Origin of the sequence: Actinomadura fulvescens, assembly GCF_039533225.1 — a bacterium.
In the GTDB taxonomy this organism is placed as follows: Bacteria; Actinomycetota; Actinomycetes; order Streptosporangiales; family Streptosporangiaceae; genus Spirillospora; species Spirillospora fulvescens.
Window position 1 is genome coordinate 57,242 of record NZ_BAAATD010000021.1, and the last position, 14,985, is coordinate 72,226.

The following is a 14,985-nucleotide window of genomic DNA, read 5'->3' on the forward strand; positions in this document are numbered from 1 at the left end:
TGAGCGCCCCGGCGGGTCAGCTTGGCCGGGTGTGCAGGTAGAGGAACTGCTCCCTGTTGTGGTGACGGTCAGGGGGTGAAGCCGTGAAGGAGGGCCTGGACGATCTGTTGTGGCTCCGGTTGCGGTAGGTCGATGAGGCCGCGGTAGACGACCAGGCCGACGAGCATGTCGGCGAGCAGCCACGGGTCGGTGTCGGCGGGCATCTCGCCCCGGGCGATGGCGCGGTCGAAGATCGCCCAGTCGCGCTTGCGCTTGTCTCGCATGGCGGTGCGGATGACTTCGGCGACCGCTGGGTCCCGGCCCGCCTCGCCGAAGATCTCTTTGGTCGTGCGGGCGAGGCCCGGTGAGTGCCAGCCGGCGAGCGTCTGGTTGACGATCACGGTCAGGTCGCCCTCCAGTGAGCCGGTGTCGGGAGTCTGCGGCACCTGGGCGTCCAGGGCCAAGGCGAGCGCGTCGAGCAGCACGTCGCGCTTGGTGGAGTAGCGGCGGAAGATGCTGGCCCTGCCCACCCCGGCGGCCGCCGCCACCTCGTCCATGGTGAACCGCGTCCCCTTGCTCGCCAGCAAGGTCACCGCGGCCTGCCTGATGCGTGCATCCACGTCGGGATCGGGCTTGCGTCCGCGCGCCATAATTGTGATACTCCAGGTATCAGAAACTGCTGGTCTCAGAAATGAGTGTGACATGAGAGTACTCATCGTCGGCGCCGGTGTCGCCGGATTGACCGCCGCGCGTGGACTGACCGCGGCCGGGCACCAGGTCGAGGTGTACGAGGCGGCGCCACAGCTGCGCACCGAGGGCGGCTCGATCTCGATCTGGCCGTCGTCGACCGGCATCCTGCGCGGGTTCGGAGTCGATCTCGACGGCGCGGGCCGCCGCCTGGAGGCCATGGAGAACCGGTCGGTGCGCGGCCGCCGGCTCGCCAACATCGACCTCACCGCCGCCGAGCGCCGATTCGGCGGCAATCCCTCCCTGCACATCGCGCGGCGCGAGCTCGTCGAGCGCATCGCCGATGGCGTGCACGTCCACTACGGCCGTGAAGTCCGCGCGGTCGACCCCGACCGCGCGGAGATCACCTTCACCGACGGGAGCACCGTGCGCGGTGACGTTCTCATCGGCGCCGACGGACGCAAGTCGATCGTGGGGCGGACGTTGCGGGGTGAGAACCCGAGCGAGCTCAACGGATGGGTCACCTGGCAGGCGTTCACCACGCGGCCCACCGAGTTCACCGACAGCGGCCGCTCGATGATGGTCTCCAACGGGCGGGCACTCGGCAGCATGGCCTCGGCCGGGCACGGACGGATGTTGTGGTGGTTCGACCTGCGCGCCAAGCCGGGCAGCCCGTTCTGGGAAGGCGCCCCCGGCCTGGCGGATCGGCTGCGTGAGCGGTTCGGTCACTGGCCCGAGCCATTCCCGACGCTGCTTCAGGACGCCGAGACGCTCACCTTCTACCCCCATCAGATCCACCGCGTGCCCGCCGTCTGGGGACGCGGGCCCACCACGCTCATGGGGGACGCGGCGCACACGATGCCACCGGCGATGGCGATGGGTTCCACGCAGGCGCTGGAAGACGCCTGGGCGCTGACCCGCTCCATTGACGACCTGCGCGGCTACGAGCGCGCCCGGACCAAGATCGTGAGGCGGGTCGCCAGGGCGGCGGGCAGCGAAATGCCCGCGCGGCAAGGACCGCTGATGGCCCTGTTCACCGACGCGTTCACGACCCGCAATTACATGTCCTGGCTCCGCAAGAGCAGCGGCTACCTCCAGCAGGAAGGCTGGTCGTCATCGCTCCAGCACCGCCCTGGCAGCACCTCGCCGGCGAACGGCTCCGCGTGGGCCGAGACTCAATGAGCACGGTGCCCATGACGGCGCCGATGCCATCGGCCTGTTCACCGGGACGGACGACCCGCCCGGTCATGGAGTCGCAGCTGAAAGCCCAGGGCAAAAGCCGCCGCGCCCACCGCCGTTGACGCACGCGTTCGTATTCAGGCCCCTGCCTTTCGTCACGGGGACGAACGATCACCTGCCCTCGCCGTGCGGGCGCTCGACCGGCGACCGCCCGCACAGAGCGTGACGACCCTGCCAAGAAGCGACTGCGCGATGACTGCGCATGACGACGCACCGAAGCCGAGCAGATCGCAGACGCGGACCGCTCGTGGGTGAAGCCGACCGGCCGAACACGGCCCCAAGCACCCCCAACCGGCATCCGCCTGATGAGGAGCACTTCTGATGTTTGCCGCCCTGTATTGGATCAGCGCCGTGCTGACCGCCGCGGCCTTGCCGCTCTGGCTGCTGGCCGGTCAGCTGACCGGCCGGCTTCGCAAGGCCCAGACGCTGGGCCGGCTGCGGCGCACCTCGTGGGCCGCGCTGACGATGGCGCTCCTGGCGCTCCTGCCGACCGCCGCCACGGCGGCGCTGGTCGGCGGCGCGCTCGCCTCGTACGGGACGGTCGTGATGGCCGACCGGCTGTACGTGCAGTTCCCGATGATCCTGGCCGCGCTCGCAGCCGTTGTCGTGAAGGGGCTGCCCGGTCTATGGCGCACCGCCAGAGCGGGCGGCGGTTCGGCTGAACGGGTGACGGTCGAACGCGGCCGCGCCGCGGCCGCCCCCTGGCTCGTCGTCCCGGTGCAGATCAACGCCGTCGTCACGGCCATCAGCCTCTATCTGTGGTGGATCGCCCCACCCCTGGCCAGGACCACGGTGATGTGGTGGGCGGTGCTGATCGTCGCCGTGCTGGCCCTGGTCGTCCGGCAACGCCGACGGCGCGACACTCTCGCCGCCGAGCCCCAGACCGGGCGCCGCGTGATGCCGGCGTTGCGGGCCGTCACCGCCCTCATCGCGGTACCGGTCGCGGTCGCCGGCTGCTCGGTCTGGTCGGCCGACAGCAGCAAACTGCCCGCACGCCACTCGGCCAACAGCCACGGCGGTTACGACCTTGGTGGCGGACCCGGCGTGCCCGGCATGGCCACCGGACATCGGCATGGCGCACCATCGACCGCCTCGGGTCCAAGCGTCGACAGCCTCACCGAGAAGGACCTGTCAGGACCCGTGCGACGCTTCACCCTCACCGCCCGCACCGCCCGGATCCGGTTGGACTCGGGCCGCACCATCGACGCCTGGACCTTCAACGGAACCTCACCGGGGCCCGAACTGCGCGTCCGCCAGAACGAGCTGGTCGAGGTCACCCTCGTCAACTCCGACATCAAGGCCGGGGTGACCCTGCACTGGCACGGCTACGACGTGCCCAACGCCGCCGACGGAGCCGCCGGCGTCACCCAGAACGCGGTCGCGCCGGGAGGGCGCATGACCTACCGGTTCCGGGCCAAGGACGCCGGCACCTACTGGTACCACTCACACCAGCAATCAGCCGAGCAGGTACAGCGCGGCCTGTTCGGAGCCCTGATCGTCGAGCCCGCGCCCGTCAAAGGGGCCGACATCGCGGTGCTGTACCGCGAGTGGGCCACCGAAGCGGTGGCCGGCGGAGCGCGGGTCTTCGGTGCGTCGGACGGCGTCCGGCGGCACCGGATCGCCCCCGGCACCCCGGTCCGGCTCCGGCTGGTCAACACCGCCAACGACCCCGTCGACCTGACGCTGGCCGGTAGCCCGTTCCGGGTCGCCGCGATCGACGGCGGCGAACTGAACGGCCCCGGCGAGATCCGCGGCAAGACCTTGCCGACGGCGGCCGGCGGCCGCTACGACCTGACCTTCACCATGCCCGCACGCCCCGTGGAACTCCGGCCGGCCGTCCCCGGCGGCCCGGTCCTGGTCCTCAGCCCGGACGGTCAGGGCCGCGCACCAGCGGAGACGGCCACCGGCGTCTTCGACCCGGCCTCCTACGGCACGCCCACCGCCACCCCGTTCGGCCCGCAAACCCGCTACGACCGGCACTTCACCCTGAACATGGACTCCTCCTTCGGGTTCTTCGACGGACGCCCGGCGATGCGGTACCGCATCAACGGCCGCGTCTTCCCCCACATCCCCACCCTGCTGGTCCGCGAAGGCGAGAACATCAAAATGACCTTCGTCAACCGCAGCTACGACCATCACCCCATGCACTTGCACGGACACCACATCCAGGTCCTGACACGCAACGGACGGCCGATCACCGGCAGCCCCTGGCAGGCCGACTCCCTGAACGTCGCACCCGGCGAAACCTACGAAGTCGCCTTCAAAGCCGACAACCCCGGCCTGTGGATGGACCACTGCCACAACCTGTTCCACGCCAAAGTCGGCATGATGCTCCATCTCACCTACGCCGGAGTGACAACCCCCTACGAATCCGGCGCCGCAACCCCCAACCAACCCGAATAGCACGATGACCCCGGACGAACTGGCCCGCGCGCATCGGCCTGACCACCGCCACGTACACATGCCGGGGTCTTGGCCCAGTTGGGTCAGGCGTGCGTGGGCTCGCTGCTCGGCGTCGGTATTCAGGATTTCCAGGGCGCCCAGCACCAGTTGGTCGCGTGTGCCGAAGTAGTACTGCAGCAGCCGAGCGGAGACGTCGGCCTCGGCGGCGACCTGCCGCAGGGTGACGTGCCGGGGCATTGCGTTCCTCCTTGGCGCGGGACCGCCGCCGGAACGGCGACGACGGCGCGACGGTTGGGCGGCGGCTGGTGGCTGTTGTTGCAGGCGGTGACGGCGGCTGCGCAGCTGGTTGGTCCAGTGCCAGTCGATCTGGTCACGGAGCAGCGGGTTCCAGATCTGGTCGGTCATGCTCCCAGCCTCCCGCAAACAGTGGACACGACGTTCAGACGTCATCCCCTTTGGGCGGGCACAGCTCGCGGTACGCCTCGTGCAGTTCGGCCGCTCCGGGCACCCTCAGCGCCTCCACTGCGGTGATGACCTCGGCCGCGCGCCAGTAGTTCGAGGGGACGAGCCGCCCGCTTGTCACTGCCTCCATGGCCGCGTGCGCGGCCTCGTCTGGCTGATCGGATGCAAGGAGCGCGAGCGCCAGGTCGAGCCGCGCCGAGGCCGCACGCCGAGGCCGGGCCGGGCCGGCCGTGGGCCGCTCAAGTCGGTCGAGCACACCGCGGGCGTACGGCTCAGCCGCCGGATCGCCGAGCCACGAGAGGGTCGTGGCGATATAGGCGTCGCTTTTGGCAGGGTCGTACCGGTAATGATGCTCCGGCCGGTCGGGCATCGGCAGAGGCTCCACGAGCCGCTCGACGCGCGCCAGGGCCTCGCGGGTTTCTCGGGCCGCGCCGGTCACCCCATCGGCCGCGAGGCGCGCCCACGCCCGCCCCTCCTGCGCGGTCGCCTGAATGTACGCCGAGCTGCTCTTGGGCGCCATCTCGTGGGCGCCTCGCGCGAGCTCGACGGCCTGCCGGTAGTCGCCATCGGTGATGTGTTGCCACGCCTGCGTTTCCAGCGTCCAAGCGAGGATCTCAGGGTGCCCCACGTGTCGCGCGAGCTGAGCGGCGGTCCGCAAGCGCGCAGCGGCGGCCGGACGGCGGCCGAGGTCGACGTCGCAGGTCGCGGCGAGCAAGGACAACCAGCCTCCAACGACGACCAGGCGACGTCGCTCGGCCAGAGTCATTCGCGAGTCCATGAGCTGGGAGACGTAGGCCAGGTGTTGCCGGGTGCGGGCGAGCAACTCGCCAGGGGCCGACCTCGGGTAGGCGGACGCGAGATCGTCCACGGTCATCTCCAGCGCCACGAGCGTCTCGTCACCAACATCGGAGGTGGCGACCCTGCGCGCGAGCTCGATGGCCTCTGTCGCCTCGCCAAGGTCATCATGAACCGCAGTACGGACCGGGATCGGCTTGAGAGCGGCGAGCGCGCCGCCCGCGTGGAGCAGCTTGTCGAGCCGCTGCGCGAGGTCGACGGAGGGGGCGCGGTGGTCGTTGGCGATCCGCGAGAGATGCCCCTGATCGACCGGCACCTCCTTCGCCAGCTTGCGCAGTCTGGTGCCCCGCTCGGTCATGAGCTGCCGCAGCTTCTCGCCGAAGGTCATCGCCTCACCCGCTTCGCCCCGGGTTGACAGTTGTGGTGATGCATTCGATGCGGGAAGACCGCATCATCCCCCTGGAGGCAAAGCGCGGCGCTCGTGGTGCAGCTGCTCGGCGAACTCGGCCACCGCCGCCTCGCCCGCGAACCGCTCCGCCAGCAGCCCGTGTAGCTCCGCCGCCCGCGGCAAGAGATCCCCGGATCGTCGGGCCGGTGCCAACGCCGCTCGCCCGTACGTCAGCGCTCCGTCAAGCTGCCCGTGGCGCCCGGCGACGAGGGCCAGGTCCAGATTCGCCATGGCGTACCGCATCGGCCAGCGCACCGAGCCGTCCGACTGCCGGCACTGCGTGATGACCTCGTTTGCGTGCTCACGCGCGGCGTCGTCCTGGCCGAGCATGGTGTAGATCGTCGAGCAGTAGAACTCGTACTTGTCGTGATCGAACACGAAGTGGTGTTCGGGATGGTCGGGCCGCGGCAGCTGGTCAAGGATCTTCCGGCCGACACGCAGCGCCTCGGCGGCCCGTTGGTCGCCCATACGGGCGTATCCACGGCCCGCTTGCAGGGTCAGTTGCACCGCGGCGTTGGACACTCCCGCATGGCGAACTCCAGCCTCGCTGTAGGCCACCACGTCGTCATAGCGGCGTTCAACCAGGGCGAACCATGCGGCGATCTCCCAGGACCAGCCGATCAGCTCGCCGTGCCCAGCCTGTTCTCCCATGCGCCTCGCCATGCGCCGCGCCATCTCGGCGGCGGCCTGCTCGCCGTCGTCGTAGAACGCGCACGCCAGCAGAGCGGCGAGCCACCCCGTACGTACGAGCAACTCGCGGTGCTCGGCGAGCGTGGTCCGGCCGTCCAGCAGGCGCAGCAGCCGCTCCATGTGCGTTTTGCCGCGCATGCACAGCTGGTCAGGCGAGACACTGGGATAGTCGCGACACAGCCGGTCCACCGCAACGTCGATCATCTCCAGCGCGGCGGGGCCGAGGTCGGATGCCTCGGCTCGCTGCATCATGTCGATGAGGTCGCGGTCGGTGGCAGTGAGAGGCGACGACGGTTTGAGGGCCGCCAGCTCGCCGCCCGCGTGGAGCAGCTTGTCGAGCCGTTGCGCGAGGTCGACGGAGGGGGCGCGGTGGTCGTTGGCGATCCGCGAGAGATGCCCCTGATCGACCGGCACCTCCTTCGCCAGCTTGCGCAGGCTGGTGCCTCGCTCGGCCATGAGCTGCCGCAGCTTCTCACCGAAGGTCATCGCCTCACCCGCTTCGCCCCGGGTTGACCTAGTTGCCGTAATGCCTGTCGCCGAGTGGCAACGGCGCAACATCTCCACCGTAACCGCACAGCCCGGAAGCGTGACGGGTGACGCGAACAGACGGCCCTCGGCCGGCGGGCGAACGCCGGTGGTCCGAGGGCCTGACCGGAGGTGAGTCCGGCTATGACGACGGTAGCGGAACGCAGCGCGCGGCGGTCTCGATGAAGATCTCGCCCGCTGTCACAACCCTGTACGCCTGGGACGTCCCCGCCGTACGCACAGGCCGCGTCACCGACGACCGCCGCACCGCGATGGACCACGTCGAAGACGCGCTACGCCGTGCGCCCGTGGGACGACCTGCGAGATACGCGCGGTCGCGCTCTCTCCGCGCGGCGACATCGCGTACATCGACCTCAACATCGTTGCGGTCGCCCACCATGCGCGCGACGGCATCACCTGGGACGAGCCATGAAGACCACCGATCATCTCGACGCACTCGGCCAGGTCCTCGCGCTGCACGGGATCTCCGGTCGTCCGCGCTACGACCAGGAGCCCGCGCGGCTACGTGTGTTCCTGCCGAACACGCCCCGGTTCGGCGACAGCGTCAACGTGGGTACCGGCCCGGACGGGGAACCGTGGTTCATCTCCTCCACCGGGGCGGCGATGGCGCCGGTGTGGGATCTGCCGTGCGCGGCCGAACGCATCGCCGGGCAGCTGACCGCCTACCTGCCCCTCGCGCAGCGCCTCGCGGTGGGCAAGCCCATCCCGCGAAGCAGGCTGCGCCGGCTCGTGGAGGCGCTCATCAGGCCGGCGATGTGATGTCGCCGGAGGAGGCCGCGCGGCGAGAGAGGGCGATCAAGACGCTTGCGGATGAGTTGCGGGTGCGTGGCTGGCATGTGCCGCAGGCCGGGGCGTGGATGTGGGTTGCGCGGGTCCGGTCGGGCCCCGGTCGTGAGATCGGTGTCATCCGCGACGGATTCGTGTGGCAGAAGGGCGGCTGCTACATCCGGCCGTCGTTCGCGCCGGTCGATGACATCCCGCACGCCGCGGACATGGTTGACAAAGAGTTGAGCTGCCTGAAGGCCCGCCCGCATCAGTCCAGGGCGTTTTCAATTACCCTCGAATATCACCTTCCCCAGCGGTTTCTCGGGCACCATTACTAACGTTCATAAACGCGGGTCAGGGCGGAAACTCGGCGTCTTGCAGCGAGGCGATCGTTACCTTACGCTCAAGCACACACGATCATGCATCGTGCAGATGATCGTTGAGCCGGTCAGGGTGATGCCTCGTGCTCCGGGTGGACGTTCACAATCACTTCACTCCGCCAGAAATCGTGGCCGATGCACGGCGCGGGAACGGCATCGACGGCCTGCGCGTCGAGCGGGACGATGGCGTGGAATGGATGGTCCACCAGCGGTTCCGCTGGCAGTTGCAACCGACCTTCTACGACCTGGAGGCCCGGCTGCAGGCCATGGACAAGCTGGGCGTCGATCTGGCGCTGATCTCTATGGCCCCGCCGCTGTTCATGTACTGGGTGGCGGACACGAGCGCGCTCGTGGACCTCTGCCGGCAGGCCAATGACGAGCTCGCGGCCTTCGCTGCGGCCTCGGACGGCCGGATCGAGGCGGTCGCCACGCTCCCGATGAGCGATCCGGACGCGGCGGTCACGGAGCTGCGCCGGGCCATCGGTGAACTGGGTCTGAAGGGCGCCCAGATCGGCCCGAGCGTCGAGGATATGCCGATCGACGACCCCGCCGTACGACCCGTTCTGGCGACGGCGGCCGAGCTCGGCGCGCCTGTGATCCTGCACCCGTACCACGTCGGCCCGCGCCCCGGGCTCACCGACTACTACCTGTACAACCTCGTCGGCAATCCGCTGGAGTCGACGGTCGGGGCGGCTCGGTTGATCTTCGGCGGGGTGCTCGACGAGCTCGACCGGCTCAAGGTCCTCCTCATCCATGGCGGCGGCTACCTGCCGTACCACATCGGCCGGCTGGACCGCGGCCATCTGATCCGGGCCGAGAACAAGGGGTGCCGGCACGCGCCGTCCGCCTACCTGCGCCGCTTCTGGTACGACACGATCGTGCACGGCGCCGGGCCCCTGGAGTTCCTCATCCAGCAGGTCGGGGTGGACCGGGTGGTCTACGGCACCGACTTCCCGTTCGGCATGAGCGGCGGCTCGCTCCTGGAGCAGCTCGACGGGGTGGCCATCGGCGACTCCGACCGTGCCAGGGTCGCCGGGGGCAACGCGGCCGACCTGTTCGGGCTCGGCGACGGGACCTGAGGCGTCCGCTCCGTCCCGTCTGGAAACACGGGAACACTCGAATCACACCCGCCACAAATGGGCGCATAATTCCCAATTATATTTTACTGCAAATGCGCGCGGAATAAGAGACGCATGGCCACGTACGGCCAGGGCGAATCCAGGCGGCCGACTCCGTCGAACTCAACGTATAACACCATTGCTCCAGGTCAACCTATCAAGTCAGGAGCCTGTGGCAACGTCCGGTGAGGCGCGACAGTAGCCAATTACACTTGGTGCCTTGCTCGACACAACTCACGTTGATAACATCGCTCGCAATTCGAACCGGGGGAGGTCTCATGAATGGGAGGTCTCGCGATCGCCTGAGCCTGAACGCGGAAGCTGTTACCCCCGCTGTCGGCTTCGACGTTTCAATCAATGGCTCCGTGCATCGGCTCTGGCTGAAACTGGAATCATACAATCCGTACGATTCCATCAAGAGCCGCACGGCATATTCGCTATGGCAGGACGTAGCGAATGAGGTGGATCCGAATATCGGCATCATCGAGTCCACATCGGGAAACCTCGGTGTGGCACTGGCGGCCATCGCCGCCGAGCATGACGTACCGTTCACCGCGGTCGTGGACATCCGGAGCAGCGGGTCGGTGGTGGAGACCATCAGCGCCCTGGGAGGCCGCGTCAAGGTGATCGACCGGCCGGACGGCACCGGCGGATATCTGCTCAACCGGCTCCGCTACATCAAGGCACAGATCCGCGCTCGCCCTCGGCTGATCTGGACGAACCAGTACGCCAATCCGGCGAATCCCCGGGCCCACGCCCTCGGTACGGCTCCCGAACTCCGAGCGCAGATCCCGGAACCGGCCTGCGTCCTGGTGGCGGTGTCGACCGGGGGCACACTGGCGGGTTTCCGCGACTATGTCGCAGAGGCAAATCCGGACTGGGAACTGATCGGCGTGGACGTCAACGGATCGGTCGCCCTCGGCGGGGCGAGCGGCGAGCGCCCGTTGCCCGGAATCGGGTCCAGCAGGCGGTCGGAGTTCCTGGCTCAGGGATATCGGCCGACCGTGCGGGTCACCTCGACGGAGGCCGTGAGCGCCTGTCTGTGGTTGATGGAATCCGCCGGTATCGGCGTGGGCGCGAGTTCGGGGGCTCTGGTGGCCGCCGCGCTGCGGCTCCTGCGGGCCGACCCACGGCGGCGCTCCGTCGTGTGCGTCTGCGCGGACGGCCCCGGCCACTATCTGGACACCGTTTACTCGTCACGCTGGCGGGAGGTGCAGCGGCTCGACCTGGTCGACGTCGCCCGCGGGGTCGAGATCGTACCCGCCGAGATCGCGCCCGCCGAGACGCCCATCGAGATCGCACCTGTCGACCGGCCGCCGTCGGACGCGGAGGTGGCACATCCGTCGGCGGCGCGCGCGGTGGCGGCGCCATGATCGGGGGGTCCGGGAAGCGAAGCTGGTACGAGCGTGCCGGGGTGCGGACGGGGCCGCGACGCCTGCTGGGTGACGAGCTCGGCACCGGGCGGTTGTTCTTCCCGCCGGACCTGGTGCCGTACTGGGACCATCCGCGGGTGCGCGAGCTCCCGGAGCGTACGCGCGGCGAGATCCTGGCCCGGCACCTTTTCCACTACCTCGAATTCACGACGCATTTCGAGACCCGCGTGGTCAACCGGGCTACCGATCGCATCGCCGGGGGGCGCTGCGGAATCGATGTCGATCCCGAGACCCGGCTGAACGCTTATCGCATTTATTGCGATGAAGGCTACCATTCCCTTTGCAGTCTCGATGTCATCGCACAGGTTTCCGCCGCCTCTGCGGTCGCCGTGGTGCCCTATGACTTCGAGCCGTTCCTGACCCGGTTGGACCAGGTCGGGCAGCGAGCTCTGCCCGATGCTCCCGCGCTGGCCCAGCTGCTTCAGGTCGTGGTGTTCGAAACGTTGATCACCGCGATTCTGAAGGACATTCCACAGAACCCGAGAGTCCTGACGATCGTTCGTGACACGGTGCGGGAACACGCCAAGGACGAAGGCTGGCACCACGTCTTCTTCTCGCAGTTCTTTCGCGAACTGTGGGCACAGCAGTCCCGCGCATCGCGTCGCCGTATCTCCCGATGTCTCCCTGGGCTGATCCGGTCCAGCCTGCTGCCCGAACAGGCGCCGGTACGGGCCTCGCTGACCAGAGCGGGCCTCGGAGCCGAGGCGGTGGAGGAGATCATGCGCGACACCTATTCCCATGAACGGGTCAACACCGGTATCCGCGCCGCCTCCCGGCACACGATGCGGCTCTTCGAAGAGACCGGCGTCCTGGGCGTTCCCGGCGCCTCGGACGCCTTCGCGGCGGCCGAACTGCTGAGCTGACCGCCACGGCGGCGGACGAAGCCCCCCACCACCCCACGGACGATGCCCTATGGACGAATCCCACGCATGGCAAGGCCCCAAGGACGAGCAGGGGTTGTTCTCGCTGGCCGAGCTGGAACCCCCTCTGATCAAGAATCTCGCCGCCCGGTCGGTCGAGTTGTTCCGCGACGGCACCGCGCACGACCGGCCGCTCGACGGCCGCGTCGTCGGAGTGCTGTTCGCCATGACCTCCACCCGGACCCGCACCGCGTTCACCGTCGGCGCCATCCGCCTCGGCGCCGTCCCGGTCACCTTCGGCCCGGGCGACCTGCAGCTCAACACGGGCGAAGCGGTCGGGGATACCGGACGGGTGCTGGGCTCGATGCTCGACGCCCTGGTCGCCCGTACAGCAGGACCGGTCGACGACCTGCGCGAGCTGTCACGCCAGGGCCGGTTCCCCGTCATCAACGCCATGGCCGACCAGGAGCACCCCAGTCAGGGGGTGTGTGACCTCGCCACGCTCCACCTGGTCTTCGGCGACCTGGAGGGCATCCGGCTGCTCTATGTCGGCGAGGGCAACAACACGGCCGTAGCCCTCGCCCACGGTCTCGCCGGAATGCCGAACGCACAGGTCACCTTCGCTACGCCGACCGGGTACGGCGTGCCTGCCGGCGAGCTGAACGCCGCGAAGCGGCGAGCCGAGGCGGTCGGCGCGCGCGTCGAACAGATCCACGACCTCGCGCTGGCCCCCGGGGAGGTCGATGTCGTCTACACGACCCGATGGCAGACCACCGGCACCCGGAAACCCGACCCCGCCTGGCGCGAGGTCTTCCGGCCCTTCTACGTGGACCACAACCTGATGGCCCGCTGGCCCGACGCGCTGTTCATGCATGACCTGCCCGCCCACCGGGGCGACGAGGTCACCGGCGACGTCCTCGACGGCCGCCGGTCGCTCGCCTGGACGCAGGCATCGATGAAGCTGTTCAGCGCGATGGCGATTCTGGAATGGGCGGCCGGATCACGATGACCACGACGTCTGACGAATCGAGGGCTCCCATGCCGGTCATCTCGCGCGTGTTCGGCCACCGCCACCTGCGGGCGAGCGATCTCATCCGGCCCGCGGCCGCACAGGTCTTCTTCGAGCCGCCCGACACCGAGCTCGGAGTCTGGGTGGCCCAGGACCTCATGACCCCCGGCTGCTCGGTGCTGGATCTCGGGTCGGGCAGCGGCGCCGCGGCGGCCGCGATCGCCCGTGCCGGTGCGGCGCGGGTCCACGGCATCGATGACTGCGCCGAGACGGTCGCCTGGGCGTCACAGCATTACGCGTCCCGCGATGACGACCCGCGCGTCACCTTCGCGCGCGGGAACTTCGCCGCGATGTCCAGCGAGGAGCTGCTGGCGACGGTGCCCGGCACGCTTCCCCGGCCGCTCGTCGTGACCAGCAACCCACCGTACGTCCCCCTCACCGCACGGGCCGCCGAGCTGCGACCGTCCATCAGCGGAGGGACCGACGGCCTGAGATGGGCGTCAGCGATCATCGGCCATGCCCGTTCGCTCCAGACCGACCTCGGGTTCACCATCGGCAGCTACTCCAGTCCCCGCGAGGCGGTACGGCTGCTTGAGTCGGCCGGCTATCGCGTCCATGCCGTCACCCTGTGCCCGCTGCCCCTAGGCGCTTTCACCCAGGACAACATGGAGCAGGTGCTCGCCCTGGAGGAGCAAGGTGAGGCCGTACTCTGGCGCACCGCCCCCAAGGAGTTCGCCAGAGACGGGCTCGCCTACTTCATCGTTGGCCTGGCCTGCCACTGGACGGGAGGCGCCAACGACCGCTCCGCCGACGGCCGCCCCAAGGAGAACGGCCTGACGGGCGAAGGGCTCCTGCACCTGTTGCGGACGGCGGCCCGCTCGCACGTCCCGCGGCTGGAGGCCCTGGACGAGCGGCTCCCGAACGGGTGGGCGGGGCCGCTCCGGGTGCTCGACCTGCCGGTGCCCAACGAACGCCACCACTGGTGATCGAGAGGATGCCGTGAGCACGCACGCACTCGTCTCGCCGGTCAGCGTCACCGACGGCGCGGTGACGCACGATGTGGACTTCATCCGTCCGCAGCTTCGGAGCACGGGCCTTCGGCGGATCGTCCTGCACGCCGGCGTTCAGATCAACGGCGCTCCGCACCTCGGCACGAACGTCATGCAGACCTCCGCCTTCCTGCTCGCCGCGGCGGCCAGGGACCGGTTCGGCGTCGACGTCGGCCTGCGGTTCGGCGCTCTGGACAACGCCCCGTTCGAGACACGCGCCAGCCCGCGGACCGGAGCCGTCTATCAGCGGTCGTTCCACCATGCACTGGGCGCCACCGAGGTGGAGCGGCTGACGAGACACTTCTACGGCGACCTGTTCGAAACGCTGTCGGCGGTCACCGGCGTCCCCTACGAGATCGAGACCTATACCGCTCAGCAGGCACAACGCGCCTTCCGGGAGGAGTTCCTCGCCTCGCTGGCGAAGATGGACCGCCTGCGCTGGGTGCTGGCCCCCTCGCACGGGAACGCCCCGACGAGCCATCCGTGTCCGCGGTGCGGCTGGTCGGAGAAGTCCGGCGACCACACCGAGTTGCTGGCGGCCGATCTCCATCGAGCGTCCTTCTCCGCCGTCTGCGTCGATCACGGGAGGTTCGAGGTCGACGTCACCCCGGAGTCGCCCGCCTACATCGGCCTCACGACCCTGCATCGCAACCTGGTCAAGGAACGCGTGGCGGCACGGGACGCCGCCGCGCTCCCGGTGATCGTCAAGGGCGCGGACTGGGCCACCGGCTGCCGGCTCCTGGACGAGGCGTTCATGACGTGGTCGGGCTCGGTGCCGCCGCCACGGATCTTCACTCCCGTGGTGCTCTCCGACTCCGGCGCGAAGCTGTCCAAGACCCTCATCAACGCCGGTACGGCCGACCTTTCGGCCGAGACCGAGCCCTGGATGCTCGACGCCACCAAGTGGAACGGCACGGTGCCGCGGTACGCGCAGACCCTTGTCGGGCTCGTCTCGCTGATGCTCTCCGACCCGCGGCACTTCGAGCGCGGTTACACCACCCGCGAGGTGGCCCGGCTCATCAGCCGGGGCGACATCTCGACCATGACGACCGCGTCCGGCGGCAGCCGCTCCTGAAGCAGAAGGCCTCCCGCCATTGCCGCAGAAGGCCGCCCGCCGGTGCA

At 69.2% G+C, this 14,985-nt stretch carries 13 protein-coding genes; 10 read left to right on the top strand and 3 right to left on the bottom strand.

Annotated features, from left to right (window positions below; genetic code table 11):
• Positions 1-68: 68 nt before the first annotated feature.
• Positions 69-629, bottom strand: coding sequence for a TetR-like C-terminal domain-containing protein (locus ABD333_RS44340; RefSeq protein ID WP_344548881.1), 561 nt, complete (start codon positions 627-629; stop codon positions 69-71).
• 52 nt (positions 630-681) lie between these two features.
• Between ABD333_RS44340 and ABD333_RS44345 the strand changes: the two genes are divergently transcribed.
• Together ABD333_RS44345 and ABD333_RS44350 are read left to right on the top strand one after the other, a co-directional pair.
• Positions 682-1,848 carry an FAD-dependent oxidoreductase gene (locus ABD333_RS44345; RefSeq protein WP_344548883.1) on the top strand — a complete coding sequence of 389 codons (1,167 nt, stop codon included), beginning with the start codon at positions 682-684 and terminating at the stop codon, positions 1,846-1,848.
• A gap of 378 nt (positions 1,849-2,226) precedes the next feature.
• Positions 2,227-4,308 (top strand): multicopper oxidase family protein, encoded by a 2,082-nt coding sequence (locus ABD333_RS44350; RefSeq protein ID WP_344548885.1) that lies wholly within the window; start codon positions 2,227-2,229, stop codon positions 4,306-4,308.
• 439 nt (positions 4,309-4,747) lie between these two features.
• Here the strand turns inward: ABD333_RS44350 and ABD333_RS44355 are convergent, their stop codons facing one another.
• Both ABD333_RS44355 and ABD333_RS44360 read right to left on the bottom strand, forming a co-directional pair.
• Positions 4,748-5,953, bottom strand: coding sequence for a helix-turn-helix domain-containing protein (locus ABD333_RS44355; protein WP_344548887.1), 1,206 nt, complete (start codon positions 5,951-5,953; stop codon positions 4,748-4,750).
• A gap of 63 nt (positions 5,954-6,016) precedes the next feature.
• Positions 6,017-7,189, bottom strand: coding sequence for a helix-turn-helix domain-containing protein (locus tag ABD333_RS44360; protein ID WP_344548889.1), 1,173 nt, complete (start codon positions 7,187-7,189; stop codon positions 6,017-6,019).
• Positions 7,190-7,657: 468 nt separating this feature from the next.
• On the opposite strand from ABD333_RS44360, the gene ABD333_RS44365 reads away from it, so the two are divergent.
• The 8 genes from ABD333_RS44365 to ABD333_RS44400 all read left to right on the top strand — a co-directional run bounded on the left by ABD333_RS44365 (position 7,658) and on the right by ABD333_RS44400 (position 14,938).
• On the top strand, positions 7,658-8,008 hold the full coding sequence (locus tag ABD333_RS44365) for a hypothetical protein (RefSeq protein ID WP_344548891.1): 351 nt from the start codon (positions 7,658-7,660) through the stop codon (positions 8,006-8,008).
• Positions 8,008-8,352 (top strand): hypothetical protein, encoded by a 345-nt coding sequence (locus ABD333_RS44370; RefSeq protein WP_344548893.1) that lies wholly within the window; start codon positions 8,008-8,010, stop codon positions 8,350-8,352. The genes ABD333_RS44365 and ABD333_RS44370 overlap by 1 nt, the downstream gene beginning before the upstream one ends.
• Before the next feature lie 134 nt (positions 8,353-8,486).
• The gene (locus ABD333_RS44375; protein WP_344548895.1) at positions 8,487-9,473 is read left to right on the top strand and encodes an amidohydrolase family protein; all 987 of its coding nucleotides are present in this window, start codon (positions 8,487-8,489) and stop codon (positions 9,471-9,473) included.
• A gap of 317 nt (positions 9,474-9,790) precedes the next feature.
• Entirely contained in the window at positions 9,791-10,885 is a 1,095-nt protein-coding gene (locus ABD333_RS44380) for a pyridoxal-phosphate dependent enzyme (RefSeq protein WP_344548897.1), read from the top strand.
• Between the two features lie 41 nt (positions 10,886-10,926).
• Entirely contained in the window at positions 10,927-11,808 is an 882-nt protein-coding gene (locus tag ABD333_RS44385) for a diiron oxygenase (protein ID WP_344548899.1), read from the top strand.
• Positions 11,809-11,857: 49 nt separating this feature from the next.
• Positions 11,858-12,814: an ornithine carbamoyltransferase gene (locus ABD333_RS44390; protein WP_344548901.1), complete on the top strand. Its 957-nt coding sequence runs from the start codon at positions 11,858-11,860 to the stop codon at positions 12,812-12,814.
• A gap of 29 nt (positions 12,815-12,843) precedes the next feature.
• Complete coding sequence (locus ABD333_RS44395; RefSeq protein WP_344548903.1) at positions 12,844-13,800, top strand: methyltransferase domain-containing protein; 957 nt, start codon at positions 12,844-12,846, stop codon at positions 13,798-13,800.
• A 13-nt stretch (positions 13,801-13,813) separates the two neighbouring features.
• A complete protein-coding gene (locus tag ABD333_RS44400) occupies positions 13,814-14,938 on the top strand; it encodes a hypothetical protein (RefSeq protein WP_344548905.1) in 1,125 nt (374 codons plus the stop codon).
• Positions 14,939-14,985: the final 47 nt, after the last annotated feature.

Bases quoted from the DNA above. Each gene is read 5' to 3' on its own strand.
- ABD333_RS44340 (WP_344548881.1), bottom strand. From the start codon at position 629: ATGGCGCGCGGACGCAAGCCCGATCCCGACGTGGATGCACGCATCAGG.
- ABD333_RS44345 (WP_344548883.1), top strand. From the start codon at position 682: ATGAGAGTACTCATCGTCGGCGCCGGTGTCGCCGGATTGACCGCCGCG.
- ABD333_RS44350 (WP_344548885.1), top strand. From the start codon at position 2,227: ATGTTTGCCGCCCTGTATTGGATCAGCGCCGTGCTGACCGCCGCGGCC.
- ABD333_RS44355 (WP_344548887.1), bottom strand. From the start codon at position 5,953: ATGACCTTCGGCGAGAAGCTGCGGCAGCTCATGACCGAGCGGGGCACC.
- ABD333_RS44360 (WP_344548889.1), bottom strand. From the start codon at position 7,189: ATGACCTTCGGTGAGAAGCTGCGGCAGCTCATGGCCGAGCGAGGCACC.
- ABD333_RS44365 (WP_344548891.1), top strand. From the start codon at position 7,658: ATGAAGACCACCGATCATCTCGACGCACTCGGCCAGGTCCTCGCGCTG.
- ABD333_RS44370 (WP_344548893.1), top strand. From the start codon at position 8,008: ATGTCGCCGGAGGAGGCCGCGCGGCGAGAGAGGGCGATCAAGACGCTT.
- ABD333_RS44380 (WP_344548897.1), top strand. From the start codon at position 9,791: ATGAATGGGAGGTCTCGCGATCGCCTGAGCCTGAACGCGGAAGCTGTT.
- ABD333_RS44390 (WP_344548901.1), top strand. From the start codon at position 11,858: ATGGACGAATCCCACGCATGGCAAGGCCCCAAGGACGAGCAGGGGTTG.
- ABD333_RS44395 (WP_344548903.1), top strand. From the start codon at position 12,844: ATGCCGGTCATCTCGCGCGTGTTCGGCCACCGCCACCTGCGGGCGAGC.